18 protein-coding genes are annotated in these 13,201 nt (G+C 58.2%); 6 read left to right on the top strand and 12 right to left on the bottom strand.

The window, feature by feature from the left end; translation table 11 throughout:
- The first annotated feature begins 494 nt into the window (after positions 1–494).
- A complete protein-coding gene (locus tag P6U30_RS31250) occupies positions 495–1,049 on the top strand; it encodes a hypothetical protein (RefSeq protein WP_407166610.1) in 555 nt (184 codons plus the stop codon).
- 45 nt (positions 1,050–1,094) lie between these two features.
- Here P6U30_RS31250 and P6U30_RS31245 read toward each other — a convergent pair whose 3' ends face one another.
- The 6 genes from P6U30_RS31245 to P6U30_RS31220 all read right to left on the bottom strand — a co-directional run bounded on the left by P6U30_RS31245 (position 1,095) and on the right by P6U30_RS31220 (position 5,249).
- The gene (locus tag P6U30_RS31245) at positions 1,095–1,271 is read right to left on the bottom strand and encodes a hypothetical protein (protein WP_407166609.1); all 177 of its coding nucleotides are present in this window, start codon (positions 1,269–1,271) and stop codon (positions 1,095–1,097) included.
- Between the two features lie 13 nt (positions 1,272–1,284).
- On the bottom strand, positions 1,285–1,599 hold the full coding sequence (locus tag P6U30_RS31240) for a hypothetical protein (RefSeq protein ID WP_407166608.1): 315 nt from the start codon (positions 1,597–1,599) through the stop codon (positions 1,285–1,287).
- Positions 1,600–1,663: 64 nt separating this feature from the next.
- Positions 1,664–3,175 (bottom strand): hypothetical protein, encoded by a 1,512-nt coding sequence (locus P6U30_RS31235; RefSeq protein WP_407166607.1) that lies wholly within the window; start codon positions 3,173–3,175, stop codon positions 1,664–1,666.
- Between the two features lie 415 nt (positions 3,176–3,590).
- A complete protein-coding gene (locus tag P6U30_RS31230) occupies positions 3,591–3,968 on the bottom strand; it encodes a hypothetical protein (RefSeq protein ID WP_407166606.1) in 378 nt (125 codons plus the stop codon).
- 403 nt (positions 3,969–4,371) lie between these two features.
- Positions 4,372–4,866 carry a hypothetical protein gene (locus P6U30_RS31225; RefSeq protein WP_407166605.1) on the bottom strand — a complete coding sequence of 165 codons (495 nt, stop codon included), beginning with the start codon at positions 4,864–4,866 and terminating at the stop codon, positions 4,372–4,374.
- A gap of 74 nt (positions 4,867–4,940) precedes the next feature.
- A complete protein-coding gene (locus P6U30_RS31220; RefSeq protein WP_407166604.1) occupies positions 4,941–5,249 on the bottom strand; it encodes a hypothetical protein in 309 nt (102 codons plus the stop codon).
- A gap of 70 nt (positions 5,250–5,319) precedes the next feature.
- Between P6U30_RS31220 and P6U30_RS31215 the strand changes: the two genes are divergently transcribed.
- From P6U30_RS31215 to P6U30_RS31200, 4 genes are all read left to right on the top strand, one after another.
- Complete coding sequence (locus P6U30_RS31215; protein ID WP_407166603.1) at positions 5,320–5,559, top strand: helix-turn-helix domain-containing protein; 240 nt, start codon at positions 5,320–5,322, stop codon at positions 5,557–5,559.
- 156 nt (positions 5,560–5,715) lie between these two features.
- Entirely contained in the window at positions 5,716–6,297 is a 582-nt protein-coding gene (locus tag P6U30_RS31210) for a thermonuclease family protein (protein WP_407166602.1), read from the top strand.
- A 69-nt stretch (positions 6,298–6,366) separates the two neighbouring features.
- Positions 6,367–7,104 carry a hypothetical protein gene (locus P6U30_RS31205; protein WP_407166601.1) on the top strand — a complete coding sequence of 246 codons (738 nt, stop codon included), beginning with the start codon at positions 6,367–6,369 and terminating at the stop codon, positions 7,102–7,104.
- A 76-nt stretch (positions 7,105–7,180) separates the two neighbouring features.
- Complete coding sequence (locus tag P6U30_RS31200) at positions 7,181–7,609, top strand: hypothetical protein (protein ID WP_407166600.1); 429 nt, start codon at positions 7,181–7,183, stop codon at positions 7,607–7,609.
- A gap of 307 nt (positions 7,610–7,916) precedes the next feature.
- On the opposite strand, the gene P6U30_RS31195 is transcribed toward P6U30_RS31200, so the two are convergent.
- On the bottom strand, positions 7,917–8,123 hold the full coding sequence (locus P6U30_RS31195) for a hypothetical protein (RefSeq protein WP_407166599.1): 207 nt from the start codon (positions 8,121–8,123) through the stop codon (positions 7,917–7,919).
- A gap of 103 nt (positions 8,124–8,226) precedes the next feature.
- Here P6U30_RS31195 and P6U30_RS31190 point away from each other — a divergent pair, with 103 nt between their 5' ends.
- Positions 8,227–10,263 carry an acyltransferase family protein gene (locus tag P6U30_RS31190; protein ID WP_407166598.1) on the top strand — a complete coding sequence of 679 codons (2,037 nt, stop codon included), beginning with the start codon at positions 8,227–8,229 and terminating at the stop codon, positions 10,261–10,263.
- A gap of 242 nt (positions 10,264–10,505) precedes the next feature.
- Here P6U30_RS31190 and P6U30_RS31185 read toward each other — a convergent pair whose 3' ends face one another.
- From P6U30_RS31185 to P6U30_RS31165, 5 genes are all read right to left on the bottom strand, one after another.
- A complete protein-coding gene (locus P6U30_RS31185) occupies positions 10,506–10,700 on the bottom strand; it encodes a hypothetical protein (protein ID WP_407166597.1) in 195 nt (64 codons plus the stop codon).
- Positions 10,701–10,845: 145 nt separating this feature from the next.
- Complete coding sequence (locus P6U30_RS31180; protein WP_407166596.1) at positions 10,846–11,298, bottom strand: DUF5681 domain-containing protein; 453 nt, start codon at positions 11,296–11,298, stop codon at positions 10,846–10,848.
- Positions 11,295–11,513 carry a hypothetical protein gene (locus P6U30_RS31175; protein WP_407166595.1) on the bottom strand — a complete coding sequence of 73 codons (219 nt, stop codon included), beginning with the start codon at positions 11,511–11,513 and terminating at the stop codon, positions 11,295–11,297. Before P6U30_RS31175 ends, P6U30_RS31180 begins: the two co-directional genes overlap by 4 nt.
- Positions 11,510–12,412, bottom strand: coding sequence for a hypothetical protein (locus P6U30_RS31170; RefSeq protein ID WP_407166594.1), 903 nt, complete (start codon positions 12,410–12,412; stop codon positions 11,510–11,512). Before P6U30_RS31170 ends, P6U30_RS31175 begins: the two co-directional genes overlap by 4 nt.
- On the bottom strand, positions 12,412–12,666 hold the full coding sequence (locus tag P6U30_RS31165; protein ID WP_407166593.1) for a hypothetical protein: 255 nt from the start codon (positions 12,664–12,666) through the stop codon (positions 12,412–12,414). The genes P6U30_RS31170 and P6U30_RS31165 overlap by 1 nt, the downstream gene beginning before the upstream one ends.
- Positions 12,667–13,201: the final 535 nt, after the last annotated feature.

Below are 13,201 nucleotides of genomic sequence, written 5' to 3'. Positions count from 1 at the left end.
TTGGTCAACCGGGTTCTCGAGCTTGTCGCCGGCCATGACGGTGGGGCGGAGGAAGAGGTGCAATTGGTCTAAGGCGAGTTAATACTTTCTTACAATTCTACCTTGTAGACTCAGATGGAACTGCTATTGCTGCGTTTTTAGGCGGTAAGCAGTTCTGTGCAAATATTCCCATCTCAGTTGTACGACACCATTGTCAAATATCTCGGGCCTCATGGGCCGGATGGGCTGCTTGCGTTTGTGATCTTCATAGGGGCCTTAACCGCTACCTCTTTTGGAATTGACCCCTACCTGGCTACCACTTTTGGAGTTGTGGTCTTCGCGCTATATATTCTACGCCGGTGGGGAGCTGAGCGACATGCGGAACGAATGGCCGAGGTCGAAATTTCTAGAACCGAGCTTGAATTGCAGAAGTACAGGGACAGTGAGCTTTTCAAGATTGAGCGCGCCAAGATCAAACATCTAGGTTCGGCTCAGAGCAAGAAAGGCGACGTTACATGAGCCATTTTTTTGATATGGATGTTGGACCGTTAGTTGCGTTGGCCGCGTTGCTTTGCGCTCTCTCTGTGCATGTAAGCGTCAAGTGCACTCAGCTTCGGCATCGACGAATACAGCTCAACGTTGCGAATGATTTGTTGAAGCAACATTCCGCTGCGCTCAGAAAATTTGTCGAGGATCCAGAGGCTCCAACTAAGACAAAGGAGAGGCTGCTGATCTACAGCCGGGTTATCTCGGATGAAGATAAGTTCTTGGACGTTCTGAGCCAGGTCGACGTAAAGCGATCGAATGACCCCGAGGCAAAAGGCTACCAAAAGGATCTCGCACAGCTCCGCGTGATGAATCCTGAGTTGGCCGAAACATTCGCCGTCGCCGTGAGCTCTGGATTAGCGGCGAGCTTCCTTCGGTATCCGGACGCCAGCGAAATCATGGAAGCGACCATCGCGAAGGTCTATGCGACTCCTCGCAAGGAGGGGGCCGTTTTTGCAGGTGCTATCAGAAAAGATCGATCCGAGCACAATGGGAACGGCGGAATGACGCCGGTCCCTGCTTAGGTTTTGCAATTAATTGCAGCAGGCACCTGCACGACCTGCAGCTGGTCAGGTGATCTCTCGACGCTTCATTTCATATTCGAGTAGAGCATCATGAGCGGTGTGGGCGGCCTCTTCCAGATCCTTGGGCCCAAGCTCCATGGAAATCGTTACCAATTCCTGGACAGCCAGTAGCGCTACTTGGAATTTGCGGTCTCGGTCTCTAGCTTCTTTCGGCTTAGCCATTTGCACCTCTGGCTTACGATCGCGGCAAGGCTTCGGTTCGCAACTCGTTCACGATATCCCACTTAACCGATGCGGGAGCTGCATTGTCGGTCCAGCCCTGTTCGCGGGCTCGGGCAAACACCCTTTCGCGGCCGACCTCATCGATCGCCAATTCCAGATCGCGATTTGCATCGTAAGCTTGGCGAGGCGGCGCAATGCGTGAGGTCCGTTTTTCGAACGCTTCTCTTATTTCGTCGTTGCGCTTCATTGTCCGTCGCACGCCCATTCCGACGCCAACTGTGACGAGCACGATACTCCCAATCAAATATGCCCAATCAAACCGGTCCATCGTGATCCTGACTTATGAGTACCAAGCGGCGCAAGCCGCTTGGTACGATGGGCTTGTGAACCCCCTATATGCGTTCCCACAAGCTCTCCGAAACCGTCTCACCGCGCAAGGTCGTGCCATCGAGATAGACCGGTGCGTCGAGCGACAGCGGCGCATTGAAGCTTCCTGCCTCCCTCTGTGGGAATAGCTTGTGGTGCTGTTGGGTCATTGCCCGCACTCGGGAGGGGACGTCTTCGCGGCGTAGGCGTCGCTCTGCCAGCTCCATATAGATGTTGCTCACTACTTCATCTCGATCTGACTTCAGCATGTTGCGCGGTGTGAGACTGTAAAGCCATTCGTAGTCGCCCGGCCGCGGCTCATAGAGCGGTATCGTCTTATCGGTATTGACGTTCTCTTTCGGTACTGCCCGAATGATGCCAGCGATCGGCGCAATTCCAAGCCGGTTCTGCATCACGACGACGCTGCGTGGATTCTGGGTTTTTTCAAGTACGAACCTGTTGAACGCCGCGTCAGTGGTGCGCAGAAGTTTCCACTGTTCCGGTGACATAATGCGCTCCTTGCCATTGCCGCGCTTGATGATGTCCATCACGCCGAGGCCGGTGAGCAGCGCGCGCTTCGCACGCTCAACTTGGGTTTTTGACGCCGGCTTTTGCGAGCGATATGCCATGCAGGCTCTGCACTGCCTCGCACCGTTTTTCATATAGTAGATGTTCTCTCCTGATAGTGGATGGCCGCGCAGGCAATGCGTTATTGCCTGCTTCAATCGCTTCGTCCCCGCGATGCGGATCGCCAACGAGTTGGCCTGGATCAGCGGAGTAAAAGTCGCGTCCCATTCCGGGTTGTTTTCCCGGTACCGCTTAAGTGAATTGCGGTCTTTGCCAGGCGCCGTCACCATCCGTTTAAGGGCGACACCCTCGCGAGCCTGTCTCATAAGGCTGGCTGCGTCCTCCTCAGTCAGATCACAGCAGATCTTGCATTGATGGTGTTTGTGGCCCGTCGATCCTACTGAAATCACGATATTGTCGGGTGTAAGTGGGTGCCCCTGTTTGCAATGCGTCCGATGTATGTGGCCAATCTCGACGTGCTTGACCTCGCGACGCTGGTAGACTGGCTTAACTTCCTCCGCACGGTAGCGGGGATCTCGATCAAGGATCGTGCGGCATGTCAGACAGGCCCGAGGATTCCACCACGATGTGGCATTGAACATCTCTACGTCGAGATTGGTCGGTGTAAGTTCATGGCCGCGCCCGCAGTGCGTTCTAGCCGAAGTCCGCTGCCTGATCGACGCGATTTTAGCTGCCTTTGCGTTGATGGCAGAAAGCGCCTCTATCATCGCGGACCATTTCGGATTTTGTTCGCGATAGATATCGAGCCCTAAGCTCTTTGCGAAGCTTAGCCCGAGGCTGCGCAGGGCCGCTCCATCGCGTATCTTATGCTCAATCTCCGCAACCTCGGCGGTTGTGAGTTCCATGCATGAGCGGCATTGACGCCATGGATACTTACTCTGGTTGGGTTGTACGATGACTGTGTTCTCCGACGTCATCGCGTGACCGTAGTTGCAGTGCGACTTTGGCATTAGATCGCTCCATCATGCGCTGAATTGCGCGCGGGAAAGCCGATTCCTGAATCCGGATCGATGCCATTAAGACGGGATGACAACCCCCGCATTGCCCGCAATCCACTGCAGCCGACTACTCAGCGGGGCGGTCGATGCAATCCGGAACAAGGCGACGGAGCGCGGAGGAAGGTTGCTCATGCCATTGCTCCCTGCTGCGTGTCAGCTATCGCCGATTGAATTGCAACTCTGAACGTCGTCGGCACTGAGCGCAGGTTCACCCAACATCCGCGCATGTCAGGCTGCTCAGCTCTTACTCGGGGCCGCTTGCCCGGTTCGTAGAACCACTCGTAGCAACGTCGTTTTGTCCTGGCGGTGCCATGCCAGAGGCTGCAGCCAGGGAGCGGCGGGATCGTGCTTGTGATGCTGATCTGTCTCATGCCATGGCTCCCTGCTGCCAGTCCTGAGTGCCGACCTGCTCTAGCAGGCCGTCCATGTCGCCGATCCCGCTGTCGTTATCCTCCTCGAGGTCATCGGTTCCGCCGGCAGCCCAATGGGTCTGAGAAGCCCGGTCAAGGCTGCCCAGATCGGGCTCGTCGTCCTCGAAGCAGTCCTCGCGCTCGTAGTCGTCCAGCTCGCGCTCGGTCATCACGTACTCGTCGCTGGCATCGAGAAAGGCGATAAGCCGATCGATCTCGGCCCGTGCCTCGTTCCGAAGCTTGGCAAGGCGCTCGAGCGCCGTTTTCCGCTCCCGCTGTTGGACGGCTAAACCAGTAGGATTCTCTGACCGGTCTACGATGTCTGTGTCAGCCATTGCCGACCTCCGCCCGTGGCGTGCCATGCATGTATTCAGCTTTCGTGGGCATGCTGGCGGGTGAACGGCACGAAGTTGTCCGTTGCCGCGCGATGTTGCTCGCGTTGCTCATGTGTCGCGTCTCTATGCTGGAAGGGTTTGGGGTCAGGCCGGACGGAAATGTTCCGCACTCGTCCGGGGTACTCTCAGGCGATTGGGCTAGAGTTTAAGTCACCTCCTTTCGATCTGACCAACCGAGCAGCAGCGTCCGCGCTGCCGTTGTTGAAGGTCCGTTTGACGCTTTCGATTGCGAGCACCAAGGCTTGATACTGGCGCAAGGGCAGGGTGCTGGTGCTCACCGCGCTCTCAGCCGCGGTGAGTAGATCGGAGACGGCCAGCAGATGGGCGAGAGTGGCCGACACGGCTAATTTGACCTCCAGCCGTACAGATCAGCCCAGAGCGGCTCGGTGCTGTCGTAGAATGAGGTCAGCACGTCGCTCTCCAGGCGTTCGATCTCAAGGCGTTCGTTGGTCGCGAAGTCGTCGTGCTGGTAGTTGAGCCGATTGGCGACGACGGCGAGCCGAACAGCCAGTTCGCCAATGAGCGTTTGCTGGGCTGGAGAGAGACGAGCCCATGCGCTGACTGGATCGAAACTGGTTACTTCCGCGAAAGTTGGCAGGCGATCATCTGGCGATACGAGCGACTGCACCGGAGCGCGCCGTACGCCGATCGTCGTGCTGGCGCCCCAAAGAGCTGCCCGTTTACGGTCACCCTTCTGCAAGGCAACCTCGACCTTGCCGCGAGGTGTGCGGGCGCCGACGCTTACTGAGAGGACTGTTTCACCGGAGCCGGTGACATCACCCCGGAGCAAATGGCGGGCGGCAACCTTGATCAGCGGGGATGTGGATGGTGTGAGCATTGTACTCTCCAATTGAGGGATATTCGCAGCTCGTTGGCCCGACCGGCTTTCTGAGCCGCGGATTTCCCTGTGCCTCAGAACGCCGAGCGCCGCACGCCGTCACGCGCAGGACCGAATGCGGTGACCATCACGTAATCGACCGGCAGGCCGTGGCGTTCGCGCCAGGCGGTCTGGAGCTGGGGGATCATGCCGGCATATTCGCGGATGGCGGAACGCAGCGACCGAGGAGTAATTGCGCCGTAATCAGCCATGGCTCGGCGATGGGCGAGACCTTTGAGAACGGCAATATTCACGTCACCGGTTTCTTCAACGATCAAGTGATTGATGGTGAGGATGCAAGAAGGCATAGCTCCGCCACTCACCGGTAAGGTGTCGTTCGTCATCTGGGTTGCCTTTGAGGTCCGCTATTGATACAAAAGGATCATACACGATGATCTAAAAGGATCAAGAGGTTTGGTGGATTTTTTTCAATTGAGAGCTGCGCGAGCTTTGACAGGCCTGTCCCAATCCGAGGTCGCGGAAGCGGCGGGCGTGTCTGTACCCACGTTGAAACGTGCCGAAGCTGGCGGCCCCATCAAGGTCGCCAACGAAACGATCGACGCTATCGTGAGAGCCCTCGAAAGGGCCGGCGTTGAGTTCATCCCAGAGAACGGCGGTGGTGCCGGCGTGAGGATGAAGAAGCGGAAGCGCTGATTTTTATTCGGAAGTACCCCCACCCAATTTGGGGCCCCAACCGTCCGACTTGCGAGCCGCAAAAGAGGGTTTTCAGCACCCGTCTCTGGCGGTAATTCCCACCAACTTTGCCACCCCTTTAAAAAGGGCATTTATTTACCGCCAAGAATTGTAGTTATGCCCGATTCCAAAGGACAAAAAGTCGGTTTGAAAAATCAGATCAATCGGATTTTCTACATCGCAACCCTTGTTGCGACCGTCTGCATTGGATGGGCCTTCAATCGAGCATTTGCGGACAACCTTGTGGGTCAAGCCAGTGTTGTCGACGGCGATACGCTCGAGATTCACGGCACTCGGATTCGGCTGTGGGGCATCGACGCGCCGGAAAGCACCCAACTCTGCCGGGGCGATGACAGCCTGCAATACCGCTGCGGCGCCAAAGCGGCCAATGATCTTGATGGGTTTATCGCGCGCAGGCCGGTGGATTGCTCGCCGATCAGCCTGGATCGCTACGGGCGGATGGTCGCGACCTGCACCGTGGGCGGTATCGATCTCAGCGAATGGCTGGTCCGCGGCGGCCTCGCACTCGATTGGCCACAGTATTCGAAACGTAGGTACAGCGCGGTTCAGCGCGAGGCAGAGCGCGCCGGGCGCGGGTTATGGGCCGGCAGCTACATTGAGCCGTGGTTGTACCGGATCTGCATCCGGGCTGGTGGCCGCCCCGCCGATTGCTCCGACGATGCCAATGCACACCCGTAACGGCGGCTTTATCCTTGATCTCTCGCGCCGGTTGCGGTTGGATGCTCTTGGGTACGGGGAGTATACTTTATGCGTATTTTGAGCGTTGCGGCGTTGTGCGCCGCGGTGAGTGGCTGCGTCTCAACTGGCGAGACTGTCTCCTTCAAAGCGTCGGGCCCTCAACAACAGGCGATGATGCGAGACGGACAACCCGCTCTTGTCTCACGACAGAAAGGTTCGTTGGTGCTGGTGCGTCCGGCGGCTCGGCAATTGCAGGCGAACGGTAGACCCGTCTTCGTGGTGGGCATCAACAATCTTGGTCGGCAACCCGTGGACTTCCGCGTTGCCCAGGTCGAGGCGATTCAGCACGTTGCCGGGTCGGACTTCGAGATGAAAGTCGTCACCTACGAGATGCTGGTTCAGGAGGAGAAGAATCGGCAAGTTGCGGCGGCGCTCCTCACCGGACTTGCCGCTGGCGCAAACGCTTACGGTGCATCCCAGGCCGGCTACGGCCATTATACGACTCCCAGTGGCCGGACCGGGACCTTCTACAGCCCTACTGCAGCAGCCATCGCGCAGAACAATGCTTCCATCCAAAACGAGGCAATGATCGCGGCAACTGTTGAGACCGGCCAGCGCAACATGGCCGTTCTCGAGCAGGCAGTCATCAAGGACAACACGCTGATGCCTGGCGAGTGGTACGGTGGCCAACTGCACTTGGCGCCCCCAACTGACCAAGGCGGCGGACCAAAGACCTACACCATCGTAATCACGGTGGGCACCGAACGACATGTGATCGACATTTCACAAGGGCCGGCCGGGGCGTGAGAGTAGCGTTTGGATTTCCGAGCTGATCGCCCATGTCGAGCAGACAATTTGAATCTTTTAGTAGGGGAACTGATTGATGAAGCGCGCAATCCTTCTGGGGGTTTGCCTTGCATGGGCCAGCACTGCGCTGGCTCAAGGGAATCTTTCAGCCAATCGATACGCACCGAACTCGACTTCTAACTCTTACGGTGCTGGCAGCCCGTACGATCCAAACAGCATCAACAACCCGTATGGGCGATATGGCAGTCCATACAGCAATGAATCGGCGAACAACCCCTACGCAACGAATGCTCCGAAGCTATATGATTCCGACGGAAATTATCGAGGGCGCCTAAGCAGCAATCCCTACGACCCGGATTCCGTGTCGAACCCTTATGGCCGATACGGCAGCCCGTACTCTCCGGACAGCATCAACAATGCATATGGCGCCGGCAATCCGTATTCACCGAACAGCCCAACCAACCCTTTTGGCAACGGGCTGTCTATTCAGGGCGATGATGACTAGGCGCAAATCCGTAACAGGACAAAGTCTAATCCCTGTCTCAAAGGAAGGGTGTTGCACCTTTAGAAGAGGAACTATGGTGGCGGACATCACACCAGTAGCCACGGCGGATATTATTCAGGCGGCTTCGGCTCATCGCATCGCGGCGGCACCTATCGTAACTCGACGACAGGTGACCGGTATGGCACGCACCGCTAATCCTTATCCGTCAACCGGACGTGCGCTTTGCATCAGTTTGACGCGAAACTCTCTCAGTAATCGCCAGCCAACTGCGCGCGACGCTTTACGAGCCCATTCAGGACGAACTCGTTCATGAGCGCAGCCAATGCCAAGCGATATAGACCCAAGTCATGACTGCAATCAGCGCCGCTAAAGCAAACCCGCCGATGGCGCCCCACACCAAGCCTTCATCGCTCAGGAAGCCTATTACCGCCCCGAAGCCGGTAAACCCGACAGCCATCTGCAAAAACAGATGCGAATCGTCCTTGGTCCATTTCGGACTAAATCCCGGCTCCATGCCGGGAGTATAGCAAAATAGGCAGCATGGCCGCGAGACTCGGCTTGGCGAGTTTGGGAACGTCGGATTCAGTCCGCTGTGGTCAACCTGACGCAGAGACATCTTGCGGTTGATTTCAGCCCCGGGTTGCGTCAGTTTCCGACCGTTTTTGATTGTTTCTGGGCTGGAAATTAGAATGCAGGGCGGAACGCGCTCCGGGTTTCGCGGGGATATCAATGCCCTGCGCGCCCTCTCGGTCATCGCCGTTCTCGGCTACCACCTGAAGATACCGGGCTTTGCCGGCGGCTTCGTCGGCGTGGACGCGTTCTTCGTCATCACCGGCTACCTGATGACCCAGAAGGTGATCACCGGTCTGATGGCGGACCGCTTCTCTTTCGGCGACTTCGTCATGATGCGCCTGCGGCGGATTTACCCCGCTCTTCTTGTGGTTGTCGTGGCAGCCACCGCGGCCGGCTGGTTCCTGACCCTGCCCAGCGAATACTTCCGGCACATCCGCCAGGCCTGCTACACGCTCTTTTTCCTGTCGAATTTCGCCTTCGACAACGACAACGGCTATTTCGCGATGGCCGCGCAGACCAAGCCGCTGCTGCACACCTGGTCGCTCGCGGTCGAGTGGCAGTTTTACATCTGGATGCCGCTTGCGGTCCGGTTCGTGTGGTCGAAGTCGGCAAGATCGAACGCCGTTGCCGCGACGCTTGCCGTTCTAGGCGCGGTCGCGGTTGTATCGCTGGCATGGTGTCTTTGGCAAAATCAGCACGATGCGATGGGGGCCGCCTTCTTCTCGCTTCGCGCCCGCGCCTGGGAGCCGCTCGCCGGCGCGATCATCGCAGCCACCGAGATGTGGCGGCGTGAGAACGGCCGCGCCGCCTCCGGATCAGGTTTGGCAGCCGCCGCTGGCTGGATTCTGACCGCATTCTGCGTCGCCTATCCCCTACCGGAAACACGTTGGCCGGGCGCCTGGACCATCCTGCCGATCTCTGGCGCGGCCCTCGTTGTCGCAGGCAACGCACAGACCTCGAGGCTTCTTCAGTCGGCCGTCGTGCAGCGCATCGGCGATTGGTCCTATTCGATCTACCTTTGGCACTGGCCGATCTGGGTGCTGGCCGGCGGCTGGCTCATCGCGCGCGGCTATGACGTCGGCTCCACCGCGAAAGGGGTGATGGTCGTAGCCTCGATCGCGACCGGCGCGGCATCCTACTATCTCGTGGAACAGCCGTTCAGGCTAAGGCGCGACGTCTGGACGCCGCGGCGGCTTCTGATCAGCGCAGGTGCTGCGACCGCGGCCTTTGTCGCATTCACCGCCGGATCGCTCATCACGACAGGCTATCCCGGCCGGCTACCAACCTATCTCCTACCCGCCGAAATGGCCCGCAAGACCGACACGCCGCGGGATGAATGCTTCCGCAACGCGAACTCGGTGAAGTCGGCGAGTGGCAACTATTGCACATTCGGCGCGGGCACGGACGCCGAGCATGCATCCGTGATGCTGTGGGGCGATTCTTTCGCCAACCAGTACCTCGAGCCGGCCTCAACGGCCGCGGCCGCGCTCCACCTGACCGGCCTGATTGCGACGCAGAGCGCCTGCCGGCCCTTCGCTGACGACCCCGACCGCAACTCCGCCGATAGCCAGCCCTGCCGGCAATTCAACGTCGATACCCTGCGCTATCTAATCGAGCACCCCGAACCCAGCATCGTCATTCTCGCCGGCAACTGGAGTAGTGCAGCCGAAATCGGCCCGCTGGTCGATACGCTGCTGTCCAGCGGCAAAACCGTGGTGCTGGTCATGCCACTGCTCAACATCGGATTCGACGTGCCGCAGACGTGGATCGACAACCAGATCCGGGCCGGACACGCGATCGAGGAATGGAAGGTCCCGGCCGACCCGGCTTTGACGATGCGTGACCTTCGGCAAGAGATAGGGCGGACCGTGCTGGGCCCCAACCAAGGCAATCCCCGGCTGATAGCACTCGATCCGCATCACGAAGTCTGTGACGACAGTACCTGCTACCTCGTGCGCTCCGGTCAGGCGAACTTCCGGGACACGGCGCACATCTCGAACATCAACGCGCAGCAATACGAACCGCTATTCGAGACAGCACTTAGCTCGGCTTTGCATGCCGTCGCACACGCAGAGCGTTGAAAACCAGAAAGCCCGCGCGGTGCTGGATCAATGCCGTGCTGGCCGGCCAGCCGAGGCAGCAGAGGCCTTTCCTTACGTATCCTCAGTCGCTCGCCGATAGCCAACAAATTCCAATTAATGGCCGACCTGGCTGCGCGGTCTCCATGCGTCGGATTTCTTCTGCCAGCAAGTCTTTCGTCAATGCGAATATCATGATTGGCTCTTGGCGAGGCCGCAACTCGCCCTCCAGCCGTTCCAGCCGGCTAAGCAGCTTCATTTTCGTACCCAAACTTCATGAGGCAGACAAAGAGGCCATCGGGATCTGCCCGACCCGAGGCAACCAAAGCATCAATCTTCTGTTGGTGCTCGGCATTGGAATGTCCCGAAACCACGAACAAACCGCGCTTGCCTCTGCGCGTCGCATCTTCCAGCCTTGCCAATCTCGCCGCGAGCTTCATGTCCTACCCGCCTTCTCGATTGGCGACCAGATGAACTCGGTTATGGAAGCGACCTTTCCGGACCGTTCCTCATACAGGTTGCGAAACAGGATTTGCATCGGGGACGCATGCCGAGTTTCAAGGGCCGTCACTCGGCGCTTCAGGCTCATTGACTCGTCATCCTCTCGAGACGATCGATGCGTGCTGCCAAATCCGCAATCTCAACGGCTTTGACGAATGCCTCTACCAGCTTGGCTACCTCACTAGCTTCGCCCGGCGTGATCTGTCCGGCCGATACTCCGACAAGAATGGATGCCATCGCTGCCGCCGCTTCCGCTGGCTGCGTGATTGCTGGCATCTCGAAGGTCACGGGTCGGTCGCGTCGTGGCGGAACAATCCGTTCCATGCATAGGCGAAGCGCAGCCATATCGCCTCCCTTCGCGAGCTCAATGGCCTTGCGCGTCAGCTCTTCGGCCTCACCGTCCAGCAATGCCTCAAGAGCGACGGTAGTGGCATTCCGAGTTCCTTTGGGCTTACCAGCCGGGTTGCCCGACCGACCACGCTGGAACGGCCTTCCTCGCTGCTTTCCCGTTGAATTTTCAGCGTCGCCTCCAGTCACTGGAGCGGCTCCCCTAGCGGCTTGGAGGAGCCTATCACCGCGATATGCCTCCCCATGGCGGTAAGGTAGCTTTGAACTCTCTTGCAGACATCAATGCTCAATTTGACGTCGATGTGATCTCCATCTTCAAGGTCCACAGGAATGATCAGGTAGGCTTCGCCATGGAGAGGCCGAACGAACTCAATTTCTCCAACCTCGGAAATCGAGAGGATCATAGTTTCACCATCACGTTCCAGAACGACGTGGGTTGCATGATGTTGTGAGCGGCGCCGCCACCTGCAGATAGGGTAACATTCGAAAAGCCATCACCGCTGGTGATCGAGATGCCGGTCGTCGCACCATTGATGACCGCTGAAGCACCGCCGTTCACCGCTGGAACACCCCCACTCTGAAAAAAATTAAAGGCGGTGGCCGGCGCGTTACTGGTATGGGTGTGACCAGGATCAGAGATAAAGACACTATGTCGATGAGCCGGCATTTCAGTTGTCGATAGGGTATGGACTTCTTCACCGTAGTTCTGACCAAGGCTCCAAGTGCCGGCTGGTCCACCACTCGAACCGGCTGAAGCGAGGGCACGCCCGAGTACCTTAGTTAAGGACATTCGGCAGTTTGCCGCCCACGCGGACGATGCATTAGTCTGAGCCGCCCGAGTGGTTGCGCCTCCGCCGCTCGTAAAGATCGGCGCATAAGTATCGCTGATGTTGTTGAATAGCAGCGTGAATAGCGCCTGTGTGTCGGCGTTGGCTCTAGTGGACGCGCCCGAGGCAAGACTTCCAATCGTACCGTCGTTGCTCATCACCCAGCCAGGATCAGCAACGTTCTTTAGTGTGATCTTGCCGTCGCCGGTCGAGAAGAATGATGCAACCGCAGTATCCGTATAGTTCTTCGTTGCAAAATCTTGAGCATTGACGGGATCAGCGGCGCCAGTTGCCCGGTTACCTCCCATCGGCAGGTTTGCCGTCATCGCCGATCGACCGCCGCGGTCCAGACTGTTCGTGAGCTCGGTCCCGATATCCGTGATCAGCGTATTGTAGGCGGTCGAACTGATCGTTTGGCCCGATACGGCAGCCGTGTTTGCTGGTTGCTGGTAGGACCCGTTCGCTTGGCGAGCCATTACGCAGCCCCCAGAAGTTCCGACAGATCAACCCCATCGGCCTTGAGACGCATGATGACACTGCGGCGGACGTACTCGCTCGCCGTCATCAATTGGCAAGAGGCTGCTTTCTCGACTGCTGACGGTAAAGCCAGCTGACAGCGCACCTGCAACCTAGCTTTGAAGGAGTGATCCAGCCGCTGGTTGGCTTGTTCGAACGAACACGGTTGTGTGGAAATTCCCTCATTCCGCACAACCGACAAAAGGTCGGTCATGTTTACCTCATTCAGCCGCGCGCAAACCGATGCGCAGCAAGTTGACGATTTTGGAATGACCGGCTGTGACGTGCCGAACGGGCCTGTTTGATGGGGCCATATCGAGCGGTGTTGACGACGCTCGATATTGTGCGCGCCGCCAACGATTGATGGTCGCCGACGCAATGTCGAATCTAAGGATAGGGTGATTTGGACGTACTAACAAGCCGCCTCTCTGACTCGCCTTTCCGTTATCCGTTGATACTCAGATCCTCTCAACCTCATTCAGCAAAGTGGCGAGCGGACCGGCAGCACCTCCCTGAACGCGCCAAGGCGTGGCGAAGCGTCTCGACCGGACAGCCATGCTGCAGTGCCAAGGACGCGACGATTGCCGCGTCCTGAGCGTTGGTCTCGGCCGCCGTACCGACCTTGGTGCCATTGATGAAGACCTCAGCGATTCGGCCATCCTCGAACCGGCCGATACCGCCGGTGTAGGTCTGGCCGTCGCATTCGAACCGAAAGAGCCAGTGAGCTCTCCGATCATTCAAGCGCGTTC

The organism is Bradyrhizobium sp. ORS 111, from assembly GCF_045571485.1.
Taxonomy (GTDB): Bacteria; Pseudomonadota; Alphaproteobacteria; order Rhizobiales; family Xanthobacteraceae; genus Bradyrhizobium.
Note: the sequence above shows the minus strand (reverse complement) of the source record. Positions and strands in the feature narration are given on the sequence as shown.

What these genes read in the sequence shown, in the direction of transcription:
- P6U30_RS31250 (WP_407166610.1), top strand. Translation starts at nt 495, where the DNA reads ATGAGCCATTTTTTTGATATGGATGTTGGACCGTTAGTTGCGTTGGCC.
- P6U30_RS31245 (WP_407166609.1), bottom strand. Translation starts at nt 1,271, where the DNA reads ATGGCTAAGCCGAAAGAAGCTAGAGACCGAGACCGCAAATTCCAAGTA.
- P6U30_RS31240 (WP_407166608.1), bottom strand. Translation starts at nt 1,599, where the DNA reads ATGGACCGGTTTGATTGGGCATATTTGATTGGGAGTATCGTGCTCGTC.
- P6U30_RS31235 (WP_407166607.1), bottom strand. Translation starts at nt 3,175, where the DNA reads ATGCCAAAGTCGCACTGCAACTACGGTCACGCGATGACGTCGGAGAAC.
- P6U30_RS31230 (WP_407166606.1), bottom strand. Translation starts at nt 3,968, where the DNA reads ATGGCTGACACAGACATCGTAGACCGGTCAGAGAATCCTACTGGTTTA.
- P6U30_RS31225 (WP_407166605.1), bottom strand. Translation starts at nt 4,866, where the DNA reads ATGCTCACACCATCCACATCCCCGCTGATCAAGGTTGCCGCCCGCCAT.
- P6U30_RS31220 (WP_407166604.1), bottom strand. Translation starts at nt 5,249, where the DNA reads ATGACGAACGACACCTTACCGGTGAGTGGCGGAGCTATGCCTTCTTGC.
- P6U30_RS31210 (WP_407166602.1), top strand. Translation starts at nt 5,716, where the DNA reads ATGCCCGATTCCAAAGGACAAAAAGTCGGTTTGAAAAATCAGATCAAT.
- P6U30_RS31205 (WP_407166601.1), top strand. Translation starts at nt 6,367, where the DNA reads ATGCGTATTTTGAGCGTTGCGGCGTTGTGCGCCGCGGTGAGTGGCTGC.
- P6U30_RS31200 (WP_407166600.1), top strand. Translation starts at nt 7,181, where the DNA reads ATGAAGCGCGCAATCCTTCTGGGGGTTTGCCTTGCATGGGCCAGCACT.
- P6U30_RS31195 (WP_407166599.1), bottom strand. Translation starts at nt 8,123, where the DNA reads ATGGAGCCGGGATTTAGTCCGAAATGGACCAAGGACGATTCGCATCTG.
- P6U30_RS31185 (WP_407166597.1), bottom strand. Translation starts at nt 10,700, where the DNA reads ATGAAGCTCGCGGCGAGATTGGCAAGGCTGGAAGATGCGACGCGCAGA.
- P6U30_RS31175 (WP_407166595.1), bottom strand. Translation starts at nt 11,513, where the DNA reads ATGATCCTCTCGATTTCCGAGGTTGGAGAAATTGAGTTCGTTCGGCCT.
- P6U30_RS31170 (WP_407166594.1), bottom strand. Translation starts at nt 12,412, where the DNA reads ATGGCTCGCCAAGCGAACGGGTCCTACCAGCAACCAGCAAACACGGCT.
- P6U30_RS31165 (WP_407166593.1), bottom strand. Translation starts at nt 12,666, where the DNA reads ATGACCGACCTTTTGTCGGTTGTGCGGAATGAGGGAATTTCCACACAA.